Genomic DNA, 23,197 nt, shown 5'->3' with positions numbered 1-23,197 from the left:
CGGGCAACCGTGCGGGCAGCGGTCATTTCGGGGCGTCGGGTTGCGCCTCGGGCATGGCGCGGGAGAAGGCGTTGATTTCTTGGCAGCGGGCGTCAATCTCGACCAGCCGGCCAAATGGGGCAAGGTCGACCCCCCAGCGCCGGGCGTTGTACATCTGCGCCACGAGGCAAAGATCGGCAAGGCCCGGCGTCGCGCCAAAGCAGAAGGGCGTGTCGGGGCGGATCATCTGGGCAAAAGCGGTAAAGCCCTCGGACATCCAATGCAGCATCCACGCTACGGCGTCGTCCTGGCTTGGCCCGAAGGTTTTGAAATGGTTGACCACCTTGAGGTTGTTGACCGGATGGATATCCAGCGCGATTTGATGCGCCGCAGCGCGGACCTTGGCGCAGGCCACCGGATCTGTCGGCAGCAGCGGCGGCTCGGGGTAAACCGCCTCAAGATAGTCGAGAATGGCAAGGCTTTGGGTCAGCACAGTGCCATCGTTAAGCACCAGCGACGGCACGCCTTGGCCGGGGTTGAGCGTGGCATACTCCGGCGCGCGCTGGTCCCCGGCGATGAGGTCGACCGGGGCGATTTCATAGTCGATACCCTTGAGGTTCAGCGCCGCGCGCACCCGGAACGAGGTGGTCGAACGCCAGAAGGAATAAAGCTTCATGAGCGGTCTACCAGCGCCCGAAAGCTGCCAAATATCATACGCTTGCCATCCATTGGCATTTCGGTGGTGCTGCCCATGCGCGGGTCGTCAAACGCGGTTTTCATACAGGTGTCGCGGGTGGCCTTGTCGGGGAATTCCATCCACGAAAACACCGCCACTTCATCGTCCTGCAACTGCACCGCGCGGGGGAACGAAGTCACCTCGCCCTGTGCCAACCCCTCGCCAACGCAATCGACAACGCGGGTTGCGCCGTGGTCGAGAAACACCTGCGCCATGTCGGTCGACCACGTTTCATACTCCGCAAGGCGGGTCTGTTTGACCGGGATCACCAAGCCTTCGACATACATCGCGTTATCCCTCGTCACGGTTGCGTTCGTTGCGATTGCGGCGCTGCACCGCGACCACCAACAGCACAAACCCGGCCAGAACCGGCAGGATCACCAGCAGTTTCAGCGCCGCGCCGCTCATTTCTTCCCCGGCGTGCCGTCGAATTTCTTCTCAAGCGAGGTCCAGCAGTCGATGTAATCGTCCTGCAACGGAGCCTCTTTCGCGGCAAATTCAGTCAAGTGCTGCGGGAACCGGGTCTCGAACATGAAGGACATCGTATTGTCGAGCTTTTCGGCCTTCAGCTCCGCATTCGACGCGCCTTCAAAGGCGTTCCGATCCGGCCCATGCGGCAGCATCATGTTGTGCAAAGACATGCCGCCGGGCACAAAGCCTTTCGGTTTTGCATCGTATTGGCCGTAAATATTGCCCATCAATTCCGACATGATGTTCTTGTGATACCACGGCGGGCGAAAGGTGTCTTCCGCCACCATCCAGCGTTCGCGGAACAGCACGAAATCGATATTCGCGGTGCCCGGCGTGCCCGACGGCGCGGTCAGCACGGTAAAGATCGACGGATCGGGGTGGTCGAACAGGATCGCGCCGACCGGGCAATATGTGCTGAGATTGTATTTGTAGGGCGCGTAATTGCCATGCCAGGCCACCACGTCGAGCGGGCTTTGCGCAATCTGCGTCTCGTGGAACTGGCCGCACCACTTGATTGTCAGGGTCGAGGGCACCTCGCGGTCTTCAAACGCCGCCACCGGGGCCTTGAAATCACGCGGGTTGGCCATGCAGTTGGCCCCGATCGGGCCACGGCCCGGAAGCTCGAATTTTTGGCCATAGTTTTCGCAGACAAAGCCACGGCACGGCCCGTCAAGCACCTCGACCCGGTAGACCAAACCGCGCGGAATAATCGCGATTTCGCCGGGTTCCAGATCGATGATTCCCAGCTCGGTGGCAAAGCGCAGCTTGCCTTGTTGCGCCACCACCAAAAGCTCGCTGTCGGCGGAATAAAAGTAGGCGTCTTCCATCGACCGGGTCACCAGATAGATATGGCTCGCCATGCCGATCTGGGTGTTCACATCGCCCGCCGTCGTCATCGTGCGCATGCCGGTCAGCCAGGTCAGCGGCGTGTCACTCATCGGCAGCGGATCCCAGCGGTATTGGCCAAGGCTGGTCACATCCGGGTTGATATGGGGCGCGCTGTGCCACTGCGGCAGGTCAATCTTGGTATAGCGGTGCGAGTGTTTGACGGAAGGTCGGATGCGATAACACCAGGTCCGTTCAGGGCGCACATCGGTGAAGGCGGTGCCGGAAAGTTGCTCGCCATAAAGGCCATAATTGCACTTTTGCGGGCTGTTCATGCCTTGCGGCAGCGCGCCGGGCAGAGCTTCGGTTTCGAAATCATTGCCGAAACCGGGCATATAGCCGGGGAGCGTGCCAACCGGCGTTTGGTCTTGGGTCAGCGGGGCGGCGTTTGGGGCGGCTTGTGGTAAATCTTTCATCTCGCATCCTCCAGTTGCCGTGAGAGATAATAGTTGTTTTTGTAACTAACAACGGTTAACGCAGCCCCATGACAGAAAAAGATGACTTCGATTTGCAGCTATTCCTGCCGTATCTGCTCAATCAGGCGGCTGAGGTGTCTTCGACTGGCTTTCAGCAGATCTACAAGGATCGCTACGGCATGCTGCGCACTGATTGGCGGGTGCTGTTCCACCTCGGGCTGTATGGCCGGATGACGGCGCGCGATATTGGGCGGGTGGCCAAGGTGCACAAGACCAAGATCAGCCGCGCGGTGGCCAGCCTTGAGGCGCGGCGGTTTCTGTCAAGGCAAGAGGATGCGGCGGATCGGCGGGTCGAGCATCTGATGCTGACGGCGGCGGGGCAGGCGGCCTACCGCGACTTGTATGATGTCGCCCGGCGCTATGATGCGGCTCTGGTGGCGGATTTGCAGCCCGAGGAGGTGGCGGTGCTGCGCCGGGTGCTGACCCATCTGGCGGGGGTCGAACGGCTTGGCTAGCGGTCTGCGGGGGTAAAGCGCAACACACCAGCGTCACGTTCCTCGCCGCCGGTGTCAGACGGATGCGCGGTGCCGTCATGTACCACCACTTCGGTAAAATCAAACGGGCTGAGGCCGGTGAGGCAGGCGGCGTTGATGCCAAGCTCGCCCTGTGGGAATCGGCGTTCGTGATGGGTGTAGATGCCGCAGGTGGCGCAGAAATAGTGCTTCGCGGTGTGGCTGCCGAATTGATACAGCGTGAGGTTGTCCTGCCCGGTGAGGAAGCGTAGGCCGCCCGCTGGTGCCGTCAGCGCCACCGCGCCGCGCATCGCACAGAACGAGCAATTGCAGCGGCTGGCGCTGGCGCGGCCTTCGGGCGCGAGTGTGACACGAAACCGCACGGTGCCGCAGTGGCAGGCGCCGCTGTGGCCGGTTTCGATCTTGGTCGGTTCAATATCGCTGGCGTCGGTCATGGCCGGAGGGTAGCCTTGGCCCCCGATGCCCCGCAATCCGAAAAGAGGCCCCATGCAAAACCCCGGTTTCCTGCGCGCGATGAAACGCGGCGAAGAGCCCGCCGTCGACGCCCTGTTGCGCGCGGCCTTTGGTGGCGAAGACGAGGTGCGGCTGGTGGCCAAACTGCGCAAAGCGGGGGCGATTGCGGGGGAAAGCGTGCTGCCGGGGCCGGAGGGGCCGGTGGGCTATTTCGCGCTGTCGTCGATGGTCGCGCCCAAGGGCTGGCTGTGCCTCGCGCCGGTGGCGGTGGACCCCGCGTGGCAAGGCAAGGGCTATGGGCGGCGCATGGTGCGGATGCTGGTGGGCTGGGCCGGAGCAGCGCAGCAAACGGTGGTGGTGCTGGGCGATCCGGCATTCTACACCGCCTGCGGATTTTCCCAACCTCGGGCGGCTTCGCTGACCTCGCCGTACCCGGTGGAGCAGACGTCGATCCTGCGCCCCGGATCGGATGTGCCAAGCGACACGCTGACCTATCCGCCGGCCTTTGGCTGAGCCGACAATCCGCCCTTGCCAAAGGCTGGGCAATCGGAGCAAGTCGGCCCCATGTATACCGCCAAAAATGCCAACCCGCCGCTGGCCATCGCACTCATGCTCTGCGCCACTGTCTTCATCGCCTCGTCCACCGCCTTTGCCAAGGCGCTGGGCACGGGCGTGCTTGGCGATGGACTGCATCCGCTTCAGATCACCTTCGGGCGGTTCCTGTTTGCGGGCTTGTTCTTTGGCCTGATTGTCGCGGTGGTACGTCCTAAGTTCACGCGGGTGCACTGGCGGTTGCATGTCGCCCGTACCTCTTGCGGTTGGGGCGGTGTGACGCTGATGTTTGCCGCGGTTGCTGCGATTCCGTTGGCCGATGCCACGGCGATTTCATTCCTCAATCCGGTGATTGCGATGCTGCTCGCGATCCCGCTTTTGGGCGAGCGGGTGGGGCCGTGGCGCTGGGCCGCCGCCGCATTGGCCTTTGCCGGGGCGTTGATCCTGTTGCGCCCGGGGTCTGGCGCGGTCCACCCCGGCGCGCTTTTGGCGTTGGGGGCGGCGCTGATGCTGGGGCTTGAGGTGATCTTTATCAAGCGGTTGACCGGGCGCGAGGGGCCGTTGCAGGTGCTGTTTGTCAACAATCTCATCGGGTTGACCATCGCGACACTCGTGGTGCTTCCGGTTTGGGCCCTGCCTACCGGGCCGCAGTGGCTGGGCATGGCCGGTGTCGGGCTGTCGATGGCGCTGGCGCAGAGCTGTTTTCTCAATGCCGTGGCGCGGGCCGAGGCGAGTTTTATCGTGCCGTTCAGCTATGGCACGCTGATCTGCGCGGCGGCGATCGATTTCACGGTGTTCCACGTGACGCCGGTGCCGACCTCGGTGCTGGGGGCGGCGGTGATCATCGCGGGCGGCGTTCTCTTGGCATGGCGTGAGGGCCGCGCGACGGGCCGGGCCACCGCACCGCAACCGGGCGTGAAGTGACCCGATCCATCAATGGATCGGTGCCGATCTGTTAACAGATCGGGAGGGCCGAGAGGCCAGCGCCGTGATGCGGCGCCATGGGATTGGAGGCGACCCGATCCATTAATGGATCGGAACCGATCTGTTGACAGATCGGGCGCGTCACGCCTTGAGGCGGGTGCCTTTGCGGAACATCTGCAGGGCCACCAAGCCCACGGTGATGACTGATGCGACCGACACTGCCAGACCCAAAACTGGTGAGCTGTCGGAGACGCCGATCACGCCATAGCGCACCCCGTCGATCAGGTAGAACATCGGGTTGAACCGGGTGATCTCGTGCAGCACCGGCGGCAGGGCCTCGACCGAGTAGAAGGTGCCCGACAGAAACGCCAGCGGCGTGACGATGAAGTTGGTGATCGCCGCCATTTGATCAAACTTCTGCGCGTAGATCCCCGCAAGGATGCCAAGTCCCGACAGGAACGCCGCCCCCAACACCGCAAAGCACAGCGCAATCAAGGGATGCGCCAGCCCGATCCCCAGCACCAGCCACAGCGCGGCGGAAATCACCACCGCCACCACCAGCCCGCGCACCACACCGCCAGCGAAATACCCCAACACCAGCTCCAGCGGCGACAACGGCGGCATCAGGGTGTCAACGATATTGCCCTGCACCTTGGAAATCACGATAGAGGACGAGGTATTGGCAAACGCGTTCTGCAGCACCGTCATCATCAGGATGCCCGGCGCAATGAAATGCGTAAACGGCACGCCCATCACGTCGCCCCGCTGTGGCCCGATGGCAATGGAAAAGATCAGCAGAAACAACCCCGCCGTCACCAGTGGTGCCAGCAGAGTCTGGGTCCAGACCGCCAGGAATCGCTGGATCTCGCGCTGGCACAAAGTGCCCAGCCCAAGCCAGTTGATCCGGCCAAAGCGGCGTGCGCCCATCTCGGGGGCTGCGTATGTCGTGGGCGTGTCGTGCATGGCTCTCTCCCAACCGCGATTCGCGGCCTTGTAACTCAGACGCCAGTGATTAGAATAGAGCCCAAACCGAAATAACAAAGGCGGCCCGCTGTCGAGGCCGCTTTTTCTCGTAAGGATGATCCATGGCCTGGACCGATGAACGCGTCGAATTGCTCAAGAAGATGTGGGGCGAGGGGCAATCCGCGAGCCAGATCGCAAAAGAGCTGGGCGGGGTGACACGCAACGCGGTGATCGGCAAGGTGCACCGCCTTGGCCTGTCCAACCGTGCCGGTGCCGGCCCCGCAGCCAAGCCTGAGCCCGCCAAAGCCCCCAAGGTAGAAGCCAAGGCCAAGCCCGCGCCCAAACCTGAACCCAAGCCCAAGCCGGAACCGGCTGTGGCCGTCGAAGAACCCGCCGCCCCCCGGCCGTCGACGCCGGCGCGCCGCCAGATCATTCCCGCAGGCCAGCCGCTGCCGCCGCAGCCCTCGGCCAACGAGATCAGCCCCGAGGCGCTGGCCCGTGTCAGCGAGATCGAGAAGAAAGCCAAGCGGCTGACCTTGATGGAGCTGACCGAACGCACCTGCAAATGGCCCGTGGGCGATCCGGCGACGGATGACTTCTGGTTCTGCGGCCTGCCCGTGAAACAGGGCAAACCCTATTGCGAAGCGCATGTCGGCGTGGCGTTCCAGCCGATGTCGTCGCGCCGGGACCGCCGCCGGTAATCACCGCGCGCTGCGTCAGAGTCGCACCAAATTGCAAAAGGCCGGGCATGTCGCCCGGCCTTTCGTCGATTATAGCTTGGGGTAAGTCTGCGGCCTCTTGGGGCCGCACCCGTGTCTCAGTTGCCGCCGAGCAAATTGCCAAGGCCTCTCAGAAGCTCGGTTTCCACCTTCTGCTTCACCGCCCCTTCAAGGCTCTGGCCCTCCACAGCCTCAAGCCCCAGTTCCTGGGCCACGCGCGTGCGCACCTCGGCCTCCACCTGCTTTTTCTCGTTGGCAAAGTTCATCTCGACCGCCTTCGCCAGATCGGCTGAAATCTGTGGACGCGACCAAGGCCCGCGAATCCGCACCGGAATGGCAAGCCCGCGGCCCTCACGCGCCGCCAGAATGCGCGGGGTAAAGACATAGTCGATGGTCTGCTCATACAGGTTCACCCAGCCGTTGCCCTCGGCATTCAACGCTGCAAGGATCAGCGCCAGATCGTCGCTTTCCAACCGCCCCGACGCGATATCCCAACTGGCCCCGAGGCTGTCAAAGATCGTGGTGCCGCCACTGCCATTGCCGCTGCGCATCAGCTGATCCAGATCGATGCCCGAGATCACGCCCCGCCCGAATTTCATCGCGCCGGTGCCCTCTAGCGAGCTGACCAGCGCGTCAAGCGAGCCGCCCGAGGCCAGAAACTTGATCTCGGCATCGGCCTTGCCCGAGAGCCGGTCTGTCCCGGTCAGGTCCAGCAGCAGGGCCTGCGCCGCGATATCGCGCCCGGTCAGATCGCCGCCGACGGACAGGCCATTGCGATTGTTGATCACAAATTGGCCGGTAAAGCTGCCGTCATAGCCCGCAAGTTCGCGAATCGAAAACACCGCGCGGGCGTTTTCGAGGGTGGCCAGAACGCGGGCCTTGCCAAAGGACATCGTGCCAAGATCGACCGCGGTGGCGTCAATCAACACCTCGCCATCCAACATCCCCAGCGCCGAAGCGTCGATGGGCGCGGTGGACCAGCCCTTGGATGCGCTTTTGGCGCCGCCCGATTTACCGCTGTCGCTCAGGGCTGACAGGTCGAGATCACCGGCAGAAAGCTTGCCATTCACCCGGGGTTTGCCCGCAAGAAACACATCAAGATCACCGGTCAGCCGGTTCTGATCCAGCGTCGCGGTCAGGCTGCGCAGCGACAACCGCTGATCGGCGTCGAAGGTCAGATCGGTGCGCGCGCCAATGGCACGGCCAAGCCCCTGCGGCAGGTCCACCGCGCCAAGGCCAAGCGCCGCCAGAAAGCCGGAGGTCGACGAGAGATCCGCGCTCAGCTTGCCTTGGGCTTCGGGCACCAAACTGACCTTGCCGTCAAACGTGGCCTGACCACCCTGGGTGCTGATCCGGGCCGAGATCGGATGCGCGCCACCGGCCATGAAATTGAGCGGCGAGGTCAGCTCTGCCGTCACCGTCACGTCCTGCCCCGCAGGCCGCAGCACAAGCTCCAGATCGGCGGCCCCCGCAGGATCGGGCCAACGCAGGGCAATGTCGACGTTGCGCAGATCAAGCGGCGTGCCGCCCGCGTCATCAATTCGGATCGACCCGCCCTTGATCGTCAGGTCTTCGATGCTGACCCGTTTGACCCCGGTGCTACCGCCCGACGTGGCCGCCGCCGCCCCGAACTGCCAATTGGCCCGGCCATCGGCCTGGCGTTGCAACAGGATCTGCGGCCGCTCGGCATAGAGCCCCTTTACCCGAATATCGCGTTGCAAAAGCGGCAGGGTTTCCAGCGCAATCGTCGCGGCGCGCGCCTGAAACATCGGCGTTTCCTCGGCCCAATCGGCATTGGCGATGGTCACCGGCCCGGTGCTCACGCCCAGAACCGGGTAAAACGTCATCGAGACATCGCCCGCAATTGTCACCCTGCGCCCAAGCTGCGCCGACAGTTGATCCGAAGCGATCCGCGCGAGCCGGTCACTGGGCAAAAACAGCAGTGATCCCACCGCGACACCCACCACCAGCAACGCCAATCCAATCAGGCGAATGATCCATTTCATCGTGTAAACTCCCTGCTCTACATGCCGGACGGGTGCGCCCCGTCTCATTCTGTCATTGTTGCTGCCGAACAGTGGCCCCATTCGCCGCAAGGTCAAGCAGAACCGCAGCTAGGGCCGGGTGACGCGCGCATTGTGATAGGTAATCCAGACCGGACAGCCGAAAAACCGGCCCAAAAGACAAGCGCCGCAAAAGAACCGGCCCGCAAGACAAACCCGGAACAGGGTCCGGGCCAGTCAAGCGGGCCAGTCAAGCGGGCCAGTCACGCAGGCAGCTCACGCGGGCAGTTCACGCCCAGCGGCAAGGCAGGGCTCAGCGCCCGCCGTTGTTCATCGCCGCGCGGGTGACGCCTGCATCTTTGATCTGCGCATCACTCAGCCGCTGCATATGCTGGCGTTGGCGATAGGCGTGATCGGCGGCGGCAATCCAGTCCAGGGCGCGTTTGACCAAACGGCCCCAACCGGCTTGGGCGGTCGCAGGGCGGTGGGTGAGGGTGCGGCGGGGGGTGTGGACGTTTTGCATGACGGTGATCCTTGCGATGGGGGTGAAATCCGATGTCCCCACTTTGCTCACCCCGCGCAAAGCCAGCGCAAAATCACGGGTGCAAAGCTGTGACGGGCGTGCAAAACTTGCGTAAAATCCACCCGCGCCCCCGTAAAAACCGCACCACCACAAGGGAAATCGCCGCTTATGCCCGAACTGACGCTGCATTTGCGTGGCCCGCTGCGGGTGACAGACCGGAAGGATCGCCCGGTCGAGGGGCTGTCGCGCCGGGCGCAGGCGCTTTTGGCCTGTCTGGCCAACCAGCCGGGGATGCGGGCGGAGCGGGGGTTTCTGACAGAGCTGCTCTGGAGCGACCGCTCCGAAGATCAATCGCGCGCCTCATTGCGGCAGGAATTGTCGGTGCTGCGCCGGGTTTTGCCCGAAGAAGTGTTGGCGGCGGATCGCCAAGCGGTCTGGCTGCGGGCGGATTCGGTTGCGGTGATCGATGCCGGGGCAGGGGTGTTTCTCGAAGGGTTCGATCTGGCGTCGGACGGGTTTGAGGGGTGGCTGCGCGATGCGCGCGCCGCCCGCGACGATGCTGCCCCTGCGCCTGCCTCTAGCGCGCCCCGGGGCGAGCGGCCCACCTTGGCGGTTCTGCCGTTTGAGGAGTTCGGCGCGCCCGAGGCCGACATGTTTGCCGATGGTGTGGTCGACGAGATCACCAGCGCGCTCAGCCGCTGCCAAGAGTTCCACGTGATCGCCCGCCAATCGGCCTTTGCCCTGCGCGGTCAGGACATTTCGGTGCCCGCTGCGGCCACCCGGCTGGGCGCGGATTACGTGATCGAAGGGTCGGTGCGGCGCGCGGGCGAGCGGGTGCGGATCTCGGTGCAGCTTGTGGGCGGCGGCGATGGCCATACGCTGTGGTCCGAGCGGTTTGACGACCGGCTTGATGATCTGTTTGATCTGCTCGACCGGATCGCGGCGCAGGTGGCGGGGCAAATCCTGCCCAATCTGCGCGCCGCCGAAATTGCCCGCGCCCGCGCCCGCCCGCCGCAGGACCGCACCGCCTATGAGCTGGTGCTGACCGCGCTGCCGCACTTCTGGGCGCACCGGGCCGAGGAAAACCGCCGGGCGATCACCCTGTTGGATCAGGCGCTCGCACATCAGCCTGATTACGCCCCGGCGATGGCCTATAAGGCGTGGTGCCACGCGCATCAGTGTTGCTACACGTGGACAACCGACGGCGCGCCAGACCGGGCCGCTGCGGCCGATCTGGTGGCGCGCGCGGCACCGATGGTGCAGGACAATCCGGGCGCTTTGGTTGCGATTTCCGCCACGTGCGCCCTCGCGCTCAATGATTTTCCGCGCGCGCGCACCTTGGTCGACCGGGCCTTGCTGCTTGATCCCAACAACGCCTGGGGCTGGCTGCGGCTGGGGTGGACGGCGGTTTATGTCGGGGAGTTCGACACCGGCATGGCCGCCTTTGACCGCTATGACCAGCTTAGCCCGCTGGATCCGTTCCACTTTAACGGCTTGTTCGGGCGCTCTGCTGCGTTGCGGGCGCTGCGGCGGTTCGACGAATCGGTGGCGCTGTGTGAGCAGGGGCTGCGCGAAGGCACTGGCGTGACATGGGCCTATCGGATGCTGTTTGGCACCCACTGGCTGGCCGGGCAAAAGGAAGAAGCGCTCGCGGCGGCGCGCAAATGGCGCGCGGCTTATCCCGACATCACGCTGGATATGGCGCGCAACCTGATGCCGAAATGGGAGCATGACCCGGACTATTCCGAGGCGCTGCGGGTGCTGTGGGATGAGGTTTGATCGCGAAGAGGGTGGCCGTTTGCTGACCTACATTTCGACTGAGACCGGCCCGGAACAAAGGCGAAGCCGCCGGGCCAGCGGCGGCCCGCCCCCCGGGCTGCCGCTTTGGCTGATCTGAACGCAACGGTCGAAGGATTTCGAATTTTGCTGGGATAAAGTGCCTGACATGCACGTCGCGGCGGCATCCCGAAGCCAGCCGCTGGCCCGGCGCGTTGTGCGGAGGGACGCACCCCAACCGCAGCCGCGTCAGGCGTTCTTGCTCAGCCGGTTTTCAAGCACGTCAAACGGCACGCCCGGTTCATCCTTGGCACCGCGGATCACCAGCGAAGTCTTGACCGAGGCCACATTGGGCGCGGTCAGCAGATCGCCGGTCAGAAAGCTCTGAAAGCTCGACAAATCGGGGGCCACGCATTTGAGGATGAAATCGACCTCGCCATTCAGCATGTGGCACTCACGCACCAAAGGCCAAGCGCGGCAGCGGTCTTCAAAGGCCGACAGGTCGCTTTCGGCCTGGCTGACCAGCCCGACCATGGCAAACACCTGCACCTCGAAACCCAATTCGCGGGCGTCAATCTCGGCGTGGTAGCCGCGAATATAGCCCTGCTCTTCAAGCGTGCGCACCCGGCGCAGGCAGGGCGGGGCCGAAATCCCGACGCGGCGCGCAAGCTCAACGTTGGTCATGCGACCATCCGCCTGAAGCTCTGCCAGGATTTTTCGATCAATGGGGTCAAGTCGAGTGCCCGGCATGTAGTCCTCCGCCAGATTTGCGTTTGTTATAGCACCTTGCGCTAACTGCGCAATAATATTTCGCAATTACGCAATATTCTATTTGCGTGCAACGATTTGCTGGTGCCTTGGTAAAAATTTAACCGCTCGCACCCTAGCATGACGGGGTTGCGTGGCCTTTTCGTTCGGGCGCGGGATCGCTATATGCGGCCTCTGACACTGATACGCAAGCCGGAGGGCACCCCATGGCCGAGACACGCCACACCAAAGTTCTGATCATCGGTTCCGGCCCTGCGGGCTATACCGCTGGCGTCTATGCCAGCCGCGCCATGCTGTCGCCGATCCTTGTGCAGGGGATCGAGCCGGGCGGCCAGCTGACCACCACCACCGAGGTCGAAAACTGGCCCGGCGATACCGAGGTACAAGGCCCCGATCTGATGGTGCGGATGGAAGCGCATGCAACGGCGATGGGCACCGAGATCATCGGCGACATCATCACCTCGCTCGATACATCGTCGCGTCCTTTCACCGCCAAGGGCGACAGCGGCACCACCTATACCGCCGACGCGGTGATCCTTGCCACCGGCGCACGCGCCAAATGGCTGGGCCTGCCGTCGGAAGAGGCGTTCAAAGGCTTTGGCGTGTCGGCCTGCGCCACCTGTGATGGCTTTTTCTATCGCGGACAGGAAATCGTAGTGATCGGTGGCGGCAACACCGCCGTGGAAGAGGCGCTGTTCCTGACCAACTTCGCGTCGAAAGTGACCTTGATCCACCGCCGCGACGAATTGCGGGCCGAGAAGATCCTGCAAAACCGTCTGATGAAGCACCCCAAGATCGAAACGCTGTGGTTCCACCAGTTGGAAGAGGTGTTTGGCACCGATATGCCCAAGGGCGTCGAAGGCGTGCGCGTCAAGAATGTGAAAACCGGCGAGATCACCGAAATCCCCTGCAAAGGCGTGTTTGTCGCCATCGGCCACGCCCCGGCAACCGAGCTGGTTAAGGACGTGCTCGAGCTTCACAACGGCGGCTATGTCAAGGTTGAGGCGGGCAGCACCCGCACCTCGATCCCCGGTGTTTTTGCCGCGGGCGATCTGACCGATCATGTCTATCGCCAAGCGGTGACCAGCGCCGGCATGGGCTGTATGGCGGCGCTTGATGCCGAGAAATTCCTCGCCGAGCATGAAGAAGCGGGCGAGCCGGACCCGGCGGCGGCGGTCGAGCCGCAAAACGCCTGAGGCCAGCGCCTCACATCCTGCCACCCACGAAACCGGCATGCCGCGCGCGTGCCGGTTTTTCGTTTGGGGCAGGGGTAAAGGCTTGCGCTGACGTCAAAGCGGCAATTCGCCCAAAAAGCTGCGCCGCGGCAAAAAGGGGGTTCCCTGAGGGCAGATGTCGTGGCATGTGTTCAGCGTTGAACATACTTTGAGTCGCTTATTATGGCACCCGCCAAGGCAAAACCGATCACCGATGAGGAGGGCCAGACCTTCCGTCTCTTGCGTCAGTTGGATCTGGCGCCGGATGCATCGCAGCGGTCGATCGCCGAGGCGGTGGGCGTGTCGCTTGGCACCCTGAACACCCGGCTCAAAACTGCGGCTGCGGCCGGGTTCATTAAAATCAGCGAACGCTCGGGCCCTGATCGGCGCCAAAGGTTCGCTTATGTGCTGACGTCCCGCGGGGCAGCCGAGAAGAACCGGCTGACCGACCATTTTCTGGCCGGAAAATTCGCGGAATACGAAGCGCTCCACGCCGAACTGACGGGCACCTCAAGTCGCCTTGTCCCTATCAAACACAGGACTGAATTAATGCAGAATAACCTGGCACCGATCCCGGAACTTTATGTTTCCTACGAAAGCGCCCAGAAGCTGAAAGTCGAAGCCGCCGATTTGGTGAGCCACGACCTTACCCCGCGCCAGATCTGCGATCTGGAACTGCTGATGAACGGTGGCTTCAACCCGCTCAAGGGCTTTTTGACCGAAGAAGATTACAACGGCGTTGTCGAAAACATGCGCACCGCCGATGGCGCGCTGTGGCCGATCCCGATCACGCTCGACGTGTCCGAAAAGTTCGCTGAAAAGTTGGAAATCGGTCAGGACATCGCCCTGCGCGATCAGGAAGGCGTGATCCTCGCCACCATGACCGTGACCGACCGTTGGGAGCCCAACAAAGCGCGCGAAGCTGAAAAGGTGTTTGGTGCCGATGACAGCGCCCACCCGGCGGTGAACTATCTGCACAACACGGCGGGCAAAATCTATCTCGGTGGTCCTGTCACCGGCATCCAACAGCCCGTGCACTATGATTTCCGCGCCCGTCGCGACACGCCCAACGAATTGCGTGCCCTGTTCCGCAAGCTGGGCTGGCGCAAGGTTGTTGCGTTCCAAACACGTAACCCGCTGCACCGCGCGCACCAGGAACTGACCTTCCGCGCCGCGAAAGAAGCCCAGGCCAACCTGCTGATCCACCCGGTTGTCGGCATGACCAAACCCGGCGACGTTGATCACTTTACCCGCGTGCGCTGCTATGAAGCCGTGCTGGACAAATATCCGGCGGCGACCACCTCGATGTCGCTGTTGAACCTTGCGATGCGTATGGCTGGCCCGCGCGAAGCGGTGTGGCACGGTCTGATCCGCGCCAACCACGGCTGCACCCACTTCATCGTTGGCCGCGACCACGCCGGCCCCGGCAAAAACAGCCAGGGCGAGGATTTCTATGGCCCCTATGACGCGCAGGACCTGTTCCGCGAGCATCAGGCCGACATCGGCGTCGAAATGGTTGATTTCAAACACATGGTTTGGGTGCAGGAACGCGCGCAATACGAAGCCATCGACGAGATCGAAGACAAGGATGACATCACCATCCTCAACATCTCGGGCACCGAACTGCGCCGTCGTCTGCAAGAAGGTCTGGAAATCCCCGAGTGGTTCTCTTTCCCTGAGGTGGTCAAGGAGCTGCGCAAGACCAAGCCGCCGCGCGCCCAGCAGGGCTTTACCGTGTTCTTCACCGGTTTCTCCGGCTCGGGCAAATCGACCATCGCCAACGCGCTTATGGTCAAGCTGATGGAAATGGGTGGCCGTCCGGTGACTCTGCTTGATGGCGACATCGTGCGGAAAAACCTGTCGAGCGAGCTTGGCTTCTCGAAAGAGCACCGCGACCTCAACATTCGCCGCATCGGCTATGTTGCCTCTGAGATCACCAAGAACGGCGGCATCGCCATCTGTGCGCCGATTGCGCCTTATGCCACCACCCGCCGCGCGGTGCGTGAAGATGTCGAATCCTTTGGGGCCTTTATCGAGGTGCACGTCGCCACCTCGATCGAGGAATGCGAAAAGCGTGACCGCAAAGGGCTGTACAAGCTGGCGCGCGAAGGCAAGATCAAGGAATTCACCGGGATTTCCGACCCCTACGATGTGCCTGCCAACCCCGAGCTGAGCGTCGAAACCGAGAATGTCGATGTCGACAACTGCGCGCATCAGGTGATCCTGAAGCTCGAAAGCATGGGGCTGATTGCCGGTTAATCGCCGCAGCCTTGCCGAAAATAGAGAAAGCCGGGCTTTGGGCCCGGCTTTTTCATGTGTGAGCTTGCAGATGCTGGCCCAAGCCTCTGATTGTGTCGCCTGACTGCGTCGCGGCGCTTCAGTGGACGGCGACTGGGGCCATGTCATGTTCGCGGGCGAGGGCAAAGGCCAGTCTGCGGTTGGCCACCAGGGCGAGCTGCTCGCCGTCTTCGCGGTGAACCGAGTACAGGATCTCGGCGTCTCCGGCCTGATCGCGGACCTCTTGCGGCAGATCAGCCACCGCCACAGGTTTGACATAGACAATATTGAGCGGCATGGCGTTGCCGAAATCATAGTGCGTGTTCATGACGTTACCCTTTTCTGATATTGATGGTTTGCACCACCGTGTTGGGCCGCTGCAGCGTGAGGTCGACGTGCAAAAGCCCGTTCTCCATCACCGCTTCGCCGACTTCCACACCATCGGCGAGCACGAAGCTGCGCTGGAACTGGCGGGCGGCGATGCCACGGTGCAGAAACACCCGTTCGCCGTTGTCGTCGCGCTGGCGGCCGCGGATCACCAGTTGGCGGTCTTCGACGGTGATCGACAGGTCGCCTTCGCCAAACCCGGCCACAGCCAGCGTGATGCGATAGGATTGGTCGGAGGTTTGTTCGATGTTGAAAGGCGGATAGCCTTCGTTACCGGTTTTCGCCGTGCGTTCGAGCAAGCGTTCCAGCTGCTCAAACCCCAGCATATGGGGGTATGAGCCCAGGGTCAGTTTTGTCATGACACGTCCTTTGGCAAAGCGACATCTCTTGCCCGGTCCCAACAGCGGCAACCGGATCGCAATAAATATGGTGTGGCAACCAAAGAGGTGCAAGACCTTTGCCAAAACCAGTGTGACCGCTTATCTTGAGGGTCTGCCCCTGACGGAGTCTGGCCGAATGAACATGCAAACCGAACTCGCGATGAAGACCGAAGAGGTTTTGCGTGTCGAACTCGAGGTTTTCAAACGCGAACACCGCGATCTGGATGAGGCGATTGATGCGCTTCAGGGGGAGGGACGGGCGGATGCGCTGACGATCCAGCGGCTTAAGAAGAAGAAGCTGTCGCTGAAGGACCGTATCGCGCAGATCGAAGACAGGCTGCTGCCGGATATCATCGCCTGAGTATAGGACGCGACGGGTTGTTGAGCGCGTGCCTGATCCATTGATGGATCAGTACCGATCTGTTGACAGATCGGCGTGGCGCAGAGAGGAGGCCGGACACCTGACGGTATTCGGGCGAGGGTCTGTGGCATTGCCCTCGGGACGCACTTGGCTATAGTGCGCGCTCCTGAACATGAGGAACAGCATGACAGAGCCGGTTGTGGGCATCATCATGGGCAGCCAGTCGGACTGGCCCACCATGAAGGAAGCCGCGGAGATACTTGATGAATTGGGCGTGCCCTACGAGGCGCGGATCGTGTCGGCGCATCGCACGCCGGACCGGCTTTGGGACTATGGCAAAACCGCCGTGGACCGGGGGCTTCAGGTGATCATCGCTGGGGCCGGCGGTGCCGCGCATTTGCCCGGTATGATGGCCTCAAAAACCCGCGTGCCGGTGGTTGGCGTGCCGGTGCAGACCAAAGCGCTCTCGGGCGTTGATTCGCTCTATTCCATCCTGCAAATGCCACGCGGTTTTCCGGTGGCGACCATGGCAATCGGCGGGGCCGGGGCCAAGAACGCCGGGCTGATGGCGGCGGGCATCCTCGCCCTGCAAGACCCGGCTTTGGCCACACGGCTGGACGACTGGCGCAGCGCGCTGGCGGCGTCGATCCCGGAGGTTCCCGTCGATGAGTGAAGCTTTGCCACAGGGCGCGGTGATTGGCATTCTTGGCGGTGGGCAATTGGGGCGGATGCTCTCGGTCGCGGCGTCGCGATTGGGGCTGCGCTGCCATATCTATGAGCCGGGGGCCAACCCGCCTGCAGGCCAAGTGGCCGATCAGGTGACAACCGCCGGATATGACGACGAAGCAGCGCTGCGGGCCTTTGCCGAGAGCGTCGATGTCATCACCTATGAATTCGAGAACATCCCGACCGAGGCGCTCGACATCCTTGAAACCCTGCGCCCGATCCGTCCGGGGCGTGAGGCGCTTCGGGTCAGCCAGGACCGGTTGATCGAGAAGGACTTCCTAGAGGGTCTCGGCCTGACCATCGCGCCGTATGCCGACGTGACCGACCGCGCCTCGCTGGACGCTGCGATTGCCCGGATCGGCACGCCTGCGATTCTTAAGACCCGGCGGTTTGGCTATGACGGCAAGGGGCAGGCGCGGATTATGACGCCGGACGACGCCGAACAGGCACTGGCGGATATGGCGGGCGCGCCTGCGGTGCTGGAAGGCTTTGTCAGCTTTTCGCGTGAGATTTCGGTGATCGCGGCACGCGGCGTGGACGGCGAAGTGGCCTGTTACGATCCCGGCGAGAATGTGCACGAGGGCGGCATCCTGCGCACTACCACGATCCCGGCCGAGATCCGGCCAATGATGCAGGCGGACGCGGTGCTTTTGGCGGGCCGTATCCTCAATGCGCTCGATTATGTCGGCGTGATGGGGGTGGAGCTGTTTGTCACCGACACCGGCCTCGTGGTGAACGAGATTGCGCCGCGGGTGCACAACTCGGGCCATTGGACGCAAGCGGGCTGTACTGTGGATCAGTTCGAGCAGCACATTCGTGCGGTGGCGGGATGGCCGCTGGGCGACGGCGCGCGCTATGCCGATGTAGTGATGGAGAACCTGATTGGCGATGACATGGACCGCGTGCCCGAGATGGCCCGTGAAGCCAACGCCAGCCTGCATCTCTATGGCAAGGCCGAGGCCAAGCCGGGACGCAAGATGGGGCATGTGAACCGGGTCCAGCGCGCGGCTGCCAAGTAGCACGCGTACGGCGCGGTTTTTAATTGGCGCGCCTCTGGCGAAGTTTTAGAATTGGCGCGCCTCTGGCGCGACTCTACGCCTCGGCCCCCATCCTGTCCTTCCCCCGTGGCCGGGGGAAGGGAGATTTTGGCGGGCCTACCCCGACTCTTTTTGTATGCGCAGTTTTGGCAGGCCGGGGGGTGTCAGGGTTCCGAAGCAGTAAGCAGGCGGGAGGCGGTTTGGCCGCTGAGGTAGGTGAAAATGCCGCCGCAGAGCGTGGCTTCGACCCGGCGTGAGGACGCATCGAGGATCACCAGATCGGCCCGCAGACCGGGGGCGAGGGAGCCGCGATCGTCGAGGCCCAGAATCGCGGCGGGATTGGTGGAGATCATCTGCCAGGCCTCGGCCAGATCGGCCAATCCAAGGTCGACCAGCTCCCAGATTGCATTGCGCGGCGCCGGATAGTGGTAATCCGAGGCCAGCGCAGTGCAAAGACCGGCCGTGACCAACTCGCGAGCCGAGACCATGCCCTTGTGGCTGGCCCCGCGCACCACGTTTGGCGCGCCAAGGATAACCGGATGTGTGGCGTCAATCGCGGCACGCGCAGCCTCTTCAGTCTCGGGGAATTCGCTGATGGTCACGCCGCGCTTGGCCCAGATCGCCCGCTCGCCACACGCGGCTTCGTCATGGCTGGCCATGCGCACGCCGCGCGCGGTCAGGTCAGCGCAGAGCTGGTCGAGGGCGGCAGGAACCCGCGCGCGTTCGCTGTGCAGCTTTTGCATCAGCGCCAGATGCGCCTCAGGGCTGCGGCCAGATTTCAGCGCGGTGCCGGTCAGGCGTGGAATGCTGCGGCCCGCTTCAAGACGGGCATGCGGCAGGTGATCGTTGAACGCGAGATAGCGGATGGCGTGTCTGTCGATCAGCTCCAGAACCGCTGGGAAATCGTCCGGCATATGGGTTTCTAGCCGCAGCTGCACATGCAGATCGGTGTCCACCCGTGGCCGTGCAATTGCCAGCGCGTCCAGCATCTTAGTGGCGAATTCGGGGCTGCGCAGCCCGCCCTCCCAGGAATAGAACTGCGCCAGAATGGCGGTGGTGATGCCATTGGCGGCCAGCTCAGCCTCAGCCGAGATCAGACCGGTGGCGAGGTTCTTCATTGCGCCGCGACGGGGGGCAAGGTGGCGCTCGAACCCATCGCCATGCAGGTCGACAATGCCGGGCAGGATCAGCTTGCCGGGGAGGTCAACGCGCCGCGCCGCGCCTTCGCCAATCCGGCCATCGGTCACAGACAGCGGGCCTGTGCGCAGGCCGTCGGGGGCCAGCCAGTCGGCCCCGGTAAAGGTCAGGTCAATTGTCATCGCTCTCGCCAAACAGGGCTTCGGTCAGGTCCATATCGGGGTCGAACCGACCTTCGCGCAGGAACAGCAGGGTCTGCTGCATCACAAACGGGTTGTTCATCATGAAGGTGTGGGTGACGGGCAGAGTGATGTGCCAATCCATGCCGTCCACACGGGTCGAGGCGACCGAGACCTTGCCATCATCCGGCCCCTCGATCAGCGACGAAAAATAGGGGTTGAGCGACCGGTTGCCGGCAATCACCCCAAGCTCGGCCTCGACCTTGGGCAGTCGCGGCGGCAGGCTTTTGTCATCGGTGCCAAGCTGAAGTCCGGCAGGGCCGTTGACCCATGCAAACAGCTCGATCCCGCCAAGTTCATCGACCAGCTCGCTGCCGTGGTTGGGCGGGGCGAGCATCACCACACGGCCCATATTGGCCGGTGCGCCGTGGTCGCGCAGCCAGACCCGCAGCAGGATGCCGCCCATCGAATGGGTGACGAAATGGGTGGTCTGATCGCCACACTCGGCGATGGCCTGCGGCAGGGTCTCGCCCACCAGCGTTTCGACATCGGCTGAGGTCGAATCGTAGAATGGCAGCACGGTGTTATAGCCCTCGGCCTGCAACACCTGATCCATCACCGCAAAGCTATAGCCGCTGCGCGCCAGCCCATGCAGCAGGACAACGCAGTCCGCGTGGGCAAGGCCGGGCAGCAACATGAGGGTGAGGGCAAGCAGGATCCGCATGGCGCTCAGATAAGCTGCGGGCCGGGCGGAGGGAAGGGCTGACGTGACGGATTACTTGGCGCGCAGCGACAATGCCACGCCGCCGAGCACCAAAGCCGCGGCCAAGGCAAAGCGCAGGGTCAAAGGCTCGGCCAGAAACACCATGCCGCCCGCCATCGCGATGATCGGCACGGTGAGCTGCACCACTGCGGCGGTGCTCGCGCGCAGCAGCGGCAGCACGTTGTACCACAGCGCATAGCCAAGACCCGAGGTGACAGCGCCCGACAGCACCGCCAACAGTGCGCCGCGCAGATCGGTGCCGTCGGGCCAAAGCACAAACGCCACCACGCCCAGCGGCACCGACCACAGGAACGACGCCGCCATCGTGGGCAATGGCGCGCCAGAGCGGCGACCAAGCAGCGAAAACAGTCCCCATCCCAGTGCTGCCGCCAGCATCAGCGCCGCCCCCAGCGGATCGGGGCGTTCGGCGCCCGGACCCATCAGCCAGACCAGCCCGGCAAAGGCCACCACAGCGCCAAGAATGCGCAAAGGCGACAGCGGTTCGCGGGCAAAGACCGCGCCGAGGAACATGGTGATCTGTACGCCGCCAAACAGGATCAGCGCGCCGATCCCGGCGGGCAACGTCTGATAGGCAAAGGAAAACCCGAGGATATAAAGCGTTAGCGTCGCCACACCGGGCCACACCGCCACCTGCGGGCGCAACGCGCCAGATTGGCCGCGCAACATCACCATCAGGGCCAGCAGCGCCGCCCCCGACGCCAGCCGGATCAGCGCGAAACTGGCCGGGCCGGTGGTGCCGCTCTCCAAAGCCAGTCGATTGAGCACCGAATTGGCGGCAAACGCCACCATGACAAGCGCAGTCAGCGAGATCAGGCGCATGGCCCCTCCGTCGGATGTTCAGGGTCGGAAATACTGGAAAAGTCGGGCTTAGGTCTGGTCGCGCTCAGGATCTTCGCGCTCGGGAATGATCTGCTGCAGGATGCCGACCGAGGCCAGATACAGGGACGTCACCATCAGCCCCCAATGCGCCCAGCTTTGCGGATCGAAGTTCACCCAAGCCGCCCAACCGGCAAAAAACGTCCAGGCCAGCGCCACCGGCAAAGACACCTGCCGCCAGCGTTTGGTGCGCACCGGGTGGATGAACTTCAGCGGCAGGAACATCGCCACCGCGCAGATCAGAACCGTCGCAAGGATCACCGACGGGGCCGGGGCGATGGCGAACATCACAATCACCACCATGTTGAAACACCCGGGGAAACCGGCAAAGGAATTGTCCTTGGTCTTCATCCCGGTGTCGGCAAAATACAGCGCGCTGGCAAAGGTGACGACGATAATCGCAAGCCAGCCGGGCCAACCGGGCAGCAGGCCGGACTGAAACAGCGCAAAAGCCGGGATGAACACATAGGTCAGGTAGTCGATGATCAGGTCGAGCAGCACGCCGTCAAACCGTGGCGCGTTGGTCTTGACGTCATATTTGCGCGCCAAGGGGCCGTCGATGCCATCCACCGCAAAGGCCACCACCAGCCAGACAAACATCATCGGCCATTCGGCCTGCGCCGCTTCAAGCAGGGCGAGCATGGCGAAAACGGCACCGGTCGCGGTCAGCCAATGGATCGAAAGGGCGCGAAAACTGTTCATTGTTCTGTCATCCCCGATATGGCCGATGGATTCAATGGGGCGTGGGGTCTGTGCCGGTCACGCGGGGCATCCTGGGAACAGGGGGCTTTGGGTGACGCGGTGTGGGCCCTTGCCGTGGATCCCGGACATAGAACAACTGATCGCCCCGTCAGACCAGCGCAAACCGGGGGTGCTCCGCGGACCTCCGCAGCCAGACAAAGCCGTGTCATATCACAGTAAATTGAGCCTGCACCTCGGCCGAAAGCAGATTCCATTTGCCGGGACGGGCGCGGGGCAGGTACTCATGTGCAACTGTCCTCGACGGACAGACCAAAGGGAGGAAACCATGATCAACACACGCAAACTGGTGCAGTGTCTGGGCGCAACCGCGCTTGTCACAGGACTTGGGGCCGGGGCCGCACTGGCGCAGGAGGTCACGCTGCGGCTGCATTCTTTTCTGCCAGAACAGGCCAATGTGCCCAAAAACCTGCTGATCCCTTGGGCCGAAAAGGTCGAGGCAGAGTCAAATGGCCGGATCGAAATTCAGCTGTTTCACGCGATGGCGCTGGGCGGCACGCCGCCGCAACTAATGGACCAGTTGATTGATGGCGTCGCGGATATCGTCTGGACGCTGCCGGGCTATACGCCGGGTCGTTTCCCGCGTGCCGAGGTGTTTGAACTGCCCTTCACCATGACCGATGCCGAGGCAGCCAGCCGCGCCTATTGGACCTTGGCGGAAGAGACCATGATGGCGGACGATTTCAAGGATTTCCATCCAATTGCACTGCATGTGCATGGCCCCGGTGTGATCCATTCGGCTGACCCGATCGAAAGCGTATCGGACCTCAACGGTGTCAAACTGCGCGCGCCGACCCGCGTGACAAATCAGATGTTCAGCGCGCTGGGCGCAACCGCCATCGGCATGCCGGTGCCCGCGGTGCCCGAAGCCCTGTCAAAAGGCGTGATCAGTGCGACGGTGATCCCGTGGGAAGTGACCGGCGCGCTGAAAGTGCCGGAATTGGTGACAAACCACACCGAATTTGGCGGCGATACCGCGCTTTACACAGCGGCGTTTGTCTTTGGCATGAACAAGGCCAAATACGACGCGCTGCCCGATGACCTCAAAGCGGTGATCGATGCGAATTCGGGCGTTGAGACGTCGGCTTGGTTCGGGCGCCAGATGCAGGCGGATGATGGCCCGTCGCGCGAATTGGCGCTGGATTTGGGCAATAACGTCATCACCCTGACGCAAGAACAGACCGAAGAGTGGCGCACCGCCGCCCAAGGCACCGTTGACACTTGGATTGCGGAAATGGACGAAAAGGGTCTTGATGGCACCGGCCTGCGCGCCCGCGCGCTGGAATTGATCGACGCATCGTCGATGTAAAATCAAAGCCCCGGTGCCCAGGTGGAGCCTGTGCGGTGCCGGGGCTTTTTGGTGCCTGAAATGCGGGAGC

General features: G+C 63.1%; 25 protein-coding genes. 11 read left to right on the top strand and 14 right to left on the bottom strand.

Going from position 1 to position 23,197, the window contains the following annotated elements; genetic code table 11:
* Window positions 1–22: 22 nt before the first annotated feature.
* From maiA to hmgA, 3 genes are all read right to left on the bottom strand, one after another.
* A complete protein-coding gene (gene maiA / locus ACW9UO_RS07530; protein ID WP_457088348.1) occupies window positions 23–655 on the bottom strand; it encodes a maleylacetoacetate isomerase in 633 nt (210 codons plus the stop codon).
* Window positions 652–1,020, bottom strand: coding sequence for a DUF1428 domain-containing protein (locus ACW9UO_RS07525; protein ID WP_457088347.1), 369 nt, complete (start codon window positions 1,018–1,020; stop codon window positions 652–654). Before ACW9UO_RS07525 ends, maiA begins: the two co-directional genes overlap by 4 nt.
* Before the next feature lie 99 nt (window positions 1,021–1,119).
* Complete coding sequence (gene hmgA, locus ACW9UO_RS07520) at window positions 1,120–2,406, bottom strand: homogentisate 1,2-dioxygenase (protein ID WP_457088621.1); 1,287 nt, start codon at window positions 2,404–2,406, stop codon at window positions 1,120–1,122.
* A 149-nt stretch (window positions 2,407–2,555) separates the two neighbouring features.
* Between hmgA and ACW9UO_RS07515 the strand changes: the two genes are divergently transcribed.
* Window positions 2,556–3,002: a MarR family winged helix-turn-helix transcriptional regulator gene (locus tag ACW9UO_RS07515; protein ID WP_457088346.1), complete on the top strand. Its 447-nt coding sequence runs from the start codon at window positions 2,556–2,558 to the stop codon at window positions 3,000–3,002.
* Here the strand turns inward: ACW9UO_RS07515 and ACW9UO_RS07510 are convergent.
* Window positions 2,999–3,454 carry a GFA family protein gene (locus ACW9UO_RS07510; protein ID WP_457088345.1) on the bottom strand — a complete coding sequence of 152 codons (456 nt, stop codon included), beginning with the start codon at window positions 3,452–3,454 and terminating at the stop codon, window positions 2,999–3,001. The genes ACW9UO_RS07515 and ACW9UO_RS07510 overlap by 4 nt on opposite strands.
* 52 nt (window positions 3,455–3,506) lie before the next feature.
* Between ACW9UO_RS07510 and ACW9UO_RS07505 the strand changes: the two genes are divergently transcribed.
* A complete protein-coding gene (locus ACW9UO_RS07505) occupies window positions 3,507–3,986 on the top strand; it encodes a GNAT family N-acetyltransferase (RefSeq protein ID WP_457088344.1) in 480 nt (159 codons plus the stop codon).
* Window positions 3,987–4,037: 51 nt separating this feature from the next.
* Complete coding sequence (locus ACW9UO_RS07500; RefSeq protein WP_457088343.1) at window positions 4,038–4,949, top strand: DMT family transporter; 912 nt, start codon at window positions 4,038–4,040, stop codon at window positions 4,947–4,949.
* A gap of 141 nt (window positions 4,950–5,090) precedes the next feature.
* Here the strand turns inward: ACW9UO_RS07500 and ACW9UO_RS07495 are convergent, their stop codons facing one another.
* A complete protein-coding gene (locus ACW9UO_RS07495) occupies window positions 5,091–5,912 on the bottom strand; it encodes an ABC transporter permease (RefSeq protein WP_457088342.1) in 822 nt (273 codons plus the stop codon).
* Window positions 5,913–6,034: 122 nt separating this feature from the next.
* Between ACW9UO_RS07495 and ACW9UO_RS07490 the strand changes: the two genes are divergently transcribed.
* On the top strand, window positions 6,035–6,613 hold the full coding sequence (locus ACW9UO_RS07490; protein WP_457088341.1) for a GcrA family cell cycle regulator: 579 nt from the start codon (window positions 6,035–6,037) through the stop codon (window positions 6,611–6,613).
* Between the two features lie 116 nt (window positions 6,614–6,729).
* Here the strand turns inward: ACW9UO_RS07490 and ACW9UO_RS07485 are convergent, their stop codons facing one another.
* Entirely contained in the window at window positions 6,730–8,637 is a 1,908-nt protein-coding gene (locus tag ACW9UO_RS07485) for an AsmA family protein (protein WP_457088340.1), read from the bottom strand.
* A 310-nt stretch (window positions 8,638–8,947) separates the two neighbouring features.
* Window positions 8,948–9,157: a hypothetical protein gene (locus tag ACW9UO_RS07480; RefSeq protein WP_457088339.1), complete on the bottom strand. Its 210-nt coding sequence runs from the start codon at window positions 9,155–9,157 to the stop codon at window positions 8,948–8,950.
* Window positions 9,158–9,325: 168 nt separating this feature from the next.
* Between ACW9UO_RS07480 and ACW9UO_RS07475 the strand changes: the two genes are divergently transcribed.
* On the top strand, window positions 9,326–10,936 hold the full coding sequence (locus ACW9UO_RS07475) for a hypothetical protein (protein ID WP_457088338.1): 1,611 nt from the start codon (window positions 9,326–9,328) through the stop codon (window positions 10,934–10,936).
* Between the two features lie 246 nt (window positions 10,937–11,182).
* Here the strand turns inward: ACW9UO_RS07475 and ACW9UO_RS07470 are convergent, their stop codons facing one another.
* Window positions 11,183–11,683: an Lrp/AsnC family transcriptional regulator gene (locus tag ACW9UO_RS07470; RefSeq protein WP_457088337.1), complete on the bottom strand. Its 501-nt coding sequence runs from the start codon at window positions 11,681–11,683 to the stop codon at window positions 11,183–11,185.
* 224 nt (window positions 11,684–11,907) lie between these two features.
* On the opposite strand from ACW9UO_RS07470, the gene trxB reads away from it, so the two are divergent.
* Together trxB and ACW9UO_RS07460 are read left to right on the top strand one after the other, a co-directional pair.
* Window positions 11,908–12,897: a thioredoxin-disulfide reductase gene (gene trxB, locus ACW9UO_RS07465; protein WP_457088336.1), complete on the top strand. Its 990-nt coding sequence runs from the start codon at window positions 11,908–11,910 to the stop codon at window positions 12,895–12,897.
* Between the two features lie 201 nt (window positions 12,898–13,098).
* Entirely contained in the window at window positions 13,099–15,174 is a 2,076-nt protein-coding gene (locus ACW9UO_RS07460) for a bifunctional sulfate adenylyltransferase/adenylylsulfate kinase (protein WP_457088335.1), read from the top strand.
* A gap of 118 nt (window positions 15,175–15,292) precedes the next feature.
* Here the strand turns inward: ACW9UO_RS07460 and ACW9UO_RS07455 are convergent, their stop codons facing one another.
* Window positions 15,293–15,520: a DUF1150 family protein gene (locus ACW9UO_RS07455; protein WP_457088334.1), complete on the bottom strand. Its 228-nt coding sequence runs from the start codon at window positions 15,518–15,520 to the stop codon at window positions 15,293–15,295.
* Between the two features lie 4 nt (window positions 15,521–15,524).
* Window positions 15,525–15,938: an Hsp20 family protein gene (locus ACW9UO_RS07450; protein WP_457088333.1), complete on the bottom strand. Its 414-nt coding sequence runs from the start codon at window positions 15,936–15,938 to the stop codon at window positions 15,525–15,527.
* Window positions 15,939–16,095: 157 nt separating this feature from the next.
* Here ACW9UO_RS07450 and ACW9UO_RS07445 point away from each other — a divergent pair, with 157 nt between their 5' ends.
* The 3 genes from ACW9UO_RS07445 to ACW9UO_RS07435 all read left to right on the top strand — a co-directional run bounded on the left by ACW9UO_RS07445 (window position 16,096) and on the right by ACW9UO_RS07435 (window position 18,065).
* Window positions 16,096–16,320 carry a YdcH family protein gene (locus ACW9UO_RS07445; RefSeq protein WP_457088332.1) on the top strand — a complete coding sequence of 75 codons (225 nt, stop codon included), beginning with the start codon at window positions 16,096–16,098 and terminating at the stop codon, window positions 16,318–16,320.
* A 184-nt stretch (window positions 16,321–16,504) separates the two neighbouring features.
* Window positions 16,505–16,993, top strand: coding sequence for a 5-(carboxyamino)imidazole ribonucleotide mutase (gene purE, locus ACW9UO_RS07440; protein ID WP_457088331.1), 489 nt, complete (start codon window positions 16,505–16,507; stop codon window positions 16,991–16,993).
* On the top strand, window positions 16,986–18,065 hold the full coding sequence (locus tag ACW9UO_RS07435) for a 5-(carboxyamino)imidazole ribonucleotide synthase (protein ID WP_457088330.1): 1,080 nt from the start codon (window positions 16,986–16,988) through the stop codon (window positions 18,063–18,065). Before purE ends, ACW9UO_RS07435 begins: the two co-directional genes overlap by 8 nt.
* Window positions 18,066–18,247: 182 nt before the next feature.
* Here ACW9UO_RS07435 and ACW9UO_RS07430 read toward each other — a convergent pair whose 3' ends face one another.
* Genes ACW9UO_RS07430 through ACW9UO_RS07415 form a run of 4 tightly spaced genes read right to left on the bottom strand, consistent with a single transcriptional unit; the run spans window position 18,248 to window position 21,761 of the window.
* Window positions 18,248–19,402 carry an alpha-D-ribose 1-methylphosphonate 5-triphosphate diphosphatase gene (locus ACW9UO_RS07430; RefSeq protein ID WP_457088329.1) on the bottom strand — a complete coding sequence of 385 codons (1,155 nt, stop codon included), beginning with the start codon at window positions 19,400–19,402 and terminating at the stop codon, window positions 18,248–18,250.
* Complete coding sequence (locus tag ACW9UO_RS07425) at window positions 19,392–20,123, bottom strand: esterase/lipase family protein (RefSeq protein ID WP_457088328.1); 732 nt, start codon at window positions 20,121–20,123, stop codon at window positions 19,392–19,394. The genes ACW9UO_RS07430 and ACW9UO_RS07425 overlap by 11 nt, the downstream gene beginning before the upstream one ends.
* Window positions 20,124–20,174: 51 nt before the next feature.
* Window positions 20,175–21,002 (bottom strand): DMT family transporter, encoded by an 828-nt coding sequence (locus ACW9UO_RS07420; protein ID WP_457088327.1) that lies wholly within the window; start codon window positions 21,000–21,002, stop codon window positions 20,175–20,177.
* A 48-nt stretch (window positions 21,003–21,050) separates the two neighbouring features.
* On the bottom strand, window positions 21,051–21,761 hold the full coding sequence (locus tag ACW9UO_RS07415; protein WP_457088326.1) for a CDP-alcohol phosphatidyltransferase family protein: 711 nt from the start codon (window positions 21,759–21,761) through the stop codon (window positions 21,051–21,053).
* Window positions 21,762–22,086: 325 nt separating this feature from the next.
* On the opposite strand from ACW9UO_RS07415, the gene ACW9UO_RS07410 reads away from it, so the two are divergent.
* On the top strand, window positions 22,087–23,127 hold the full coding sequence (locus ACW9UO_RS07410; RefSeq protein ID WP_457088325.1) for a TRAP transporter substrate-binding protein: 1,041 nt from the start codon (window positions 22,087–22,089) through the stop codon (window positions 23,125–23,127).
* Window positions 23,128–23,197 lie beyond the last annotated feature (70 nt).

The sequence above is a fragment of the Marinovum sedimenti genome, assembly GCF_054052205.1.
Note: the sequence above shows the minus strand (reverse complement) of the source record. Positions and strands in the feature narration are given on the sequence as shown.

What these genes read in the sequence shown, in the direction of transcription:
- maiA (WP_457088348.1), bottom strand. Translation starts at nt 655, where the DNA reads ATGAAGCTTTATTCCTTCTGGCGTTCGACCACCTCGTTCCGGGTGCGC.
- hmgA (WP_457088621.1), bottom strand. Translation starts at nt 2,406, where the DNA reads ATGCCCGGTTTCGGCAATGATTTCGAAACCGAAGCTCTGCCCGGCGCG.
- ACW9UO_RS07515 (WP_457088346.1), top strand. Translation starts at nt 2,556, where the DNA reads ATGACAGAAAAAGATGACTTCGATTTGCAGCTATTCCTGCCGTATCTG.
- ACW9UO_RS07510 (WP_457088345.1), bottom strand. Translation starts at nt 3,454, where the DNA reads ATGACCGACGCCAGCGATATTGAACCGACCAAGATCGAAACCGGCCAC.
- ACW9UO_RS07505 (WP_457088344.1), top strand. Translation starts at nt 3,507, where the DNA reads ATGCAAAACCCCGGTTTCCTGCGCGCGATGAAACGCGGCGAAGAGCCC.
- ACW9UO_RS07500 (WP_457088343.1), top strand. Translation starts at nt 4,038, where the DNA reads ATGTATACCGCCAAAAATGCCAACCCGCCGCTGGCCATCGCACTCATG.
- ACW9UO_RS07495 (WP_457088342.1), bottom strand. Translation starts at nt 5,912, where the DNA reads ATGCACGACACGCCCACGACATACGCAGCCCCCGAGATGGGCGCACGC.
- ACW9UO_RS07490 (WP_457088341.1), top strand. Translation starts at nt 6,035, where the DNA reads ATGGCCTGGACCGATGAACGCGTCGAATTGCTCAAGAAGATGTGGGGC.
- ACW9UO_RS07485 (WP_457088340.1), bottom strand. Translation starts at nt 8,637, where the DNA reads ATGAAATGGATCATTCGCCTGATTGGATTGGCGTTGCTGGTGGTGGGT.
- ACW9UO_RS07480 (WP_457088339.1), bottom strand. Translation starts at nt 9,157, where the DNA reads ATGCAAAACGTCCACACCCCCCGCCGCACCCTCACCCACCGCCCTGCG.
- ACW9UO_RS07475 (WP_457088338.1), top strand. Translation starts at nt 9,326, where the DNA reads ATGCCCGAACTGACGCTGCATTTGCGTGGCCCGCTGCGGGTGACAGAC.
- ACW9UO_RS07470 (WP_457088337.1), bottom strand. Translation starts at nt 11,683, where the DNA reads ATGCCGGGCACTCGACTTGACCCCATTGATCGAAAAATCCTGGCAGAG.
- trxB (WP_457088336.1), top strand. Translation starts at nt 11,908, where the DNA reads ATGGCCGAGACACGCCACACCAAAGTTCTGATCATCGGTTCCGGCCCT.
- ACW9UO_RS07460 (WP_457088335.1), top strand. Translation starts at nt 13,099, where the DNA reads ATGGCACCCGCCAAGGCAAAACCGATCACCGATGAGGAGGGCCAGACC.
- ACW9UO_RS07455 (WP_457088334.1), bottom strand. Translation starts at nt 15,520, where the DNA reads ATGAACACGCACTATGATTTCGGCAACGCCATGCCGCTCAATATTGTC.
- ACW9UO_RS07450 (WP_457088333.1), bottom strand. Translation starts at nt 15,938, where the DNA reads ATGACAAAACTGACCCTGGGCTCATACCCCCATATGCTGGGGTTTGAG.
- ACW9UO_RS07445 (WP_457088332.1), top strand. Translation starts at nt 16,096, where the DNA reads ATGAACATGCAAACCGAACTCGCGATGAAGACCGAAGAGGTTTTGCGT.
- purE (WP_457088331.1), top strand. Translation starts at nt 16,505, where the DNA reads ATGACAGAGCCGGTTGTGGGCATCATCATGGGCAGCCAGTCGGACTGG.
- ACW9UO_RS07435 (WP_457088330.1), top strand. Translation starts at nt 16,986, where the DNA reads ATGAGTGAAGCTTTGCCACAGGGCGCGGTGATTGGCATTCTTGGCGGT.
- ACW9UO_RS07430 (WP_457088329.1), bottom strand. Translation starts at nt 19,402, where the DNA reads ATGACAATTGACCTGACCTTTACCGGGGCCGACTGGCTGGCCCCCGAC.
- ACW9UO_RS07425 (WP_457088328.1), bottom strand. Translation starts at nt 20,123, where the DNA reads ATGCGGATCCTGCTTGCCCTCACCCTCATGTTGCTGCCCGGCCTTGCC.
- ACW9UO_RS07420 (WP_457088327.1), bottom strand. Translation starts at nt 21,002, where the DNA reads ATGCGCCTGATCTCGCTGACTGCGCTTGTCATGGTGGCGTTTGCCGCC.
- ACW9UO_RS07415 (WP_457088326.1), bottom strand. Translation starts at nt 21,761, where the DNA reads ATGAACAGTTTTCGCGCCCTTTCGATCCATTGGCTGACCGCGACCGGT.
- ACW9UO_RS07410 (WP_457088325.1), top strand. Translation starts at nt 22,087, where the DNA reads ATGATCAACACACGCAAACTGGTGCAGTGTCTGGGCGCAACCGCGCTT.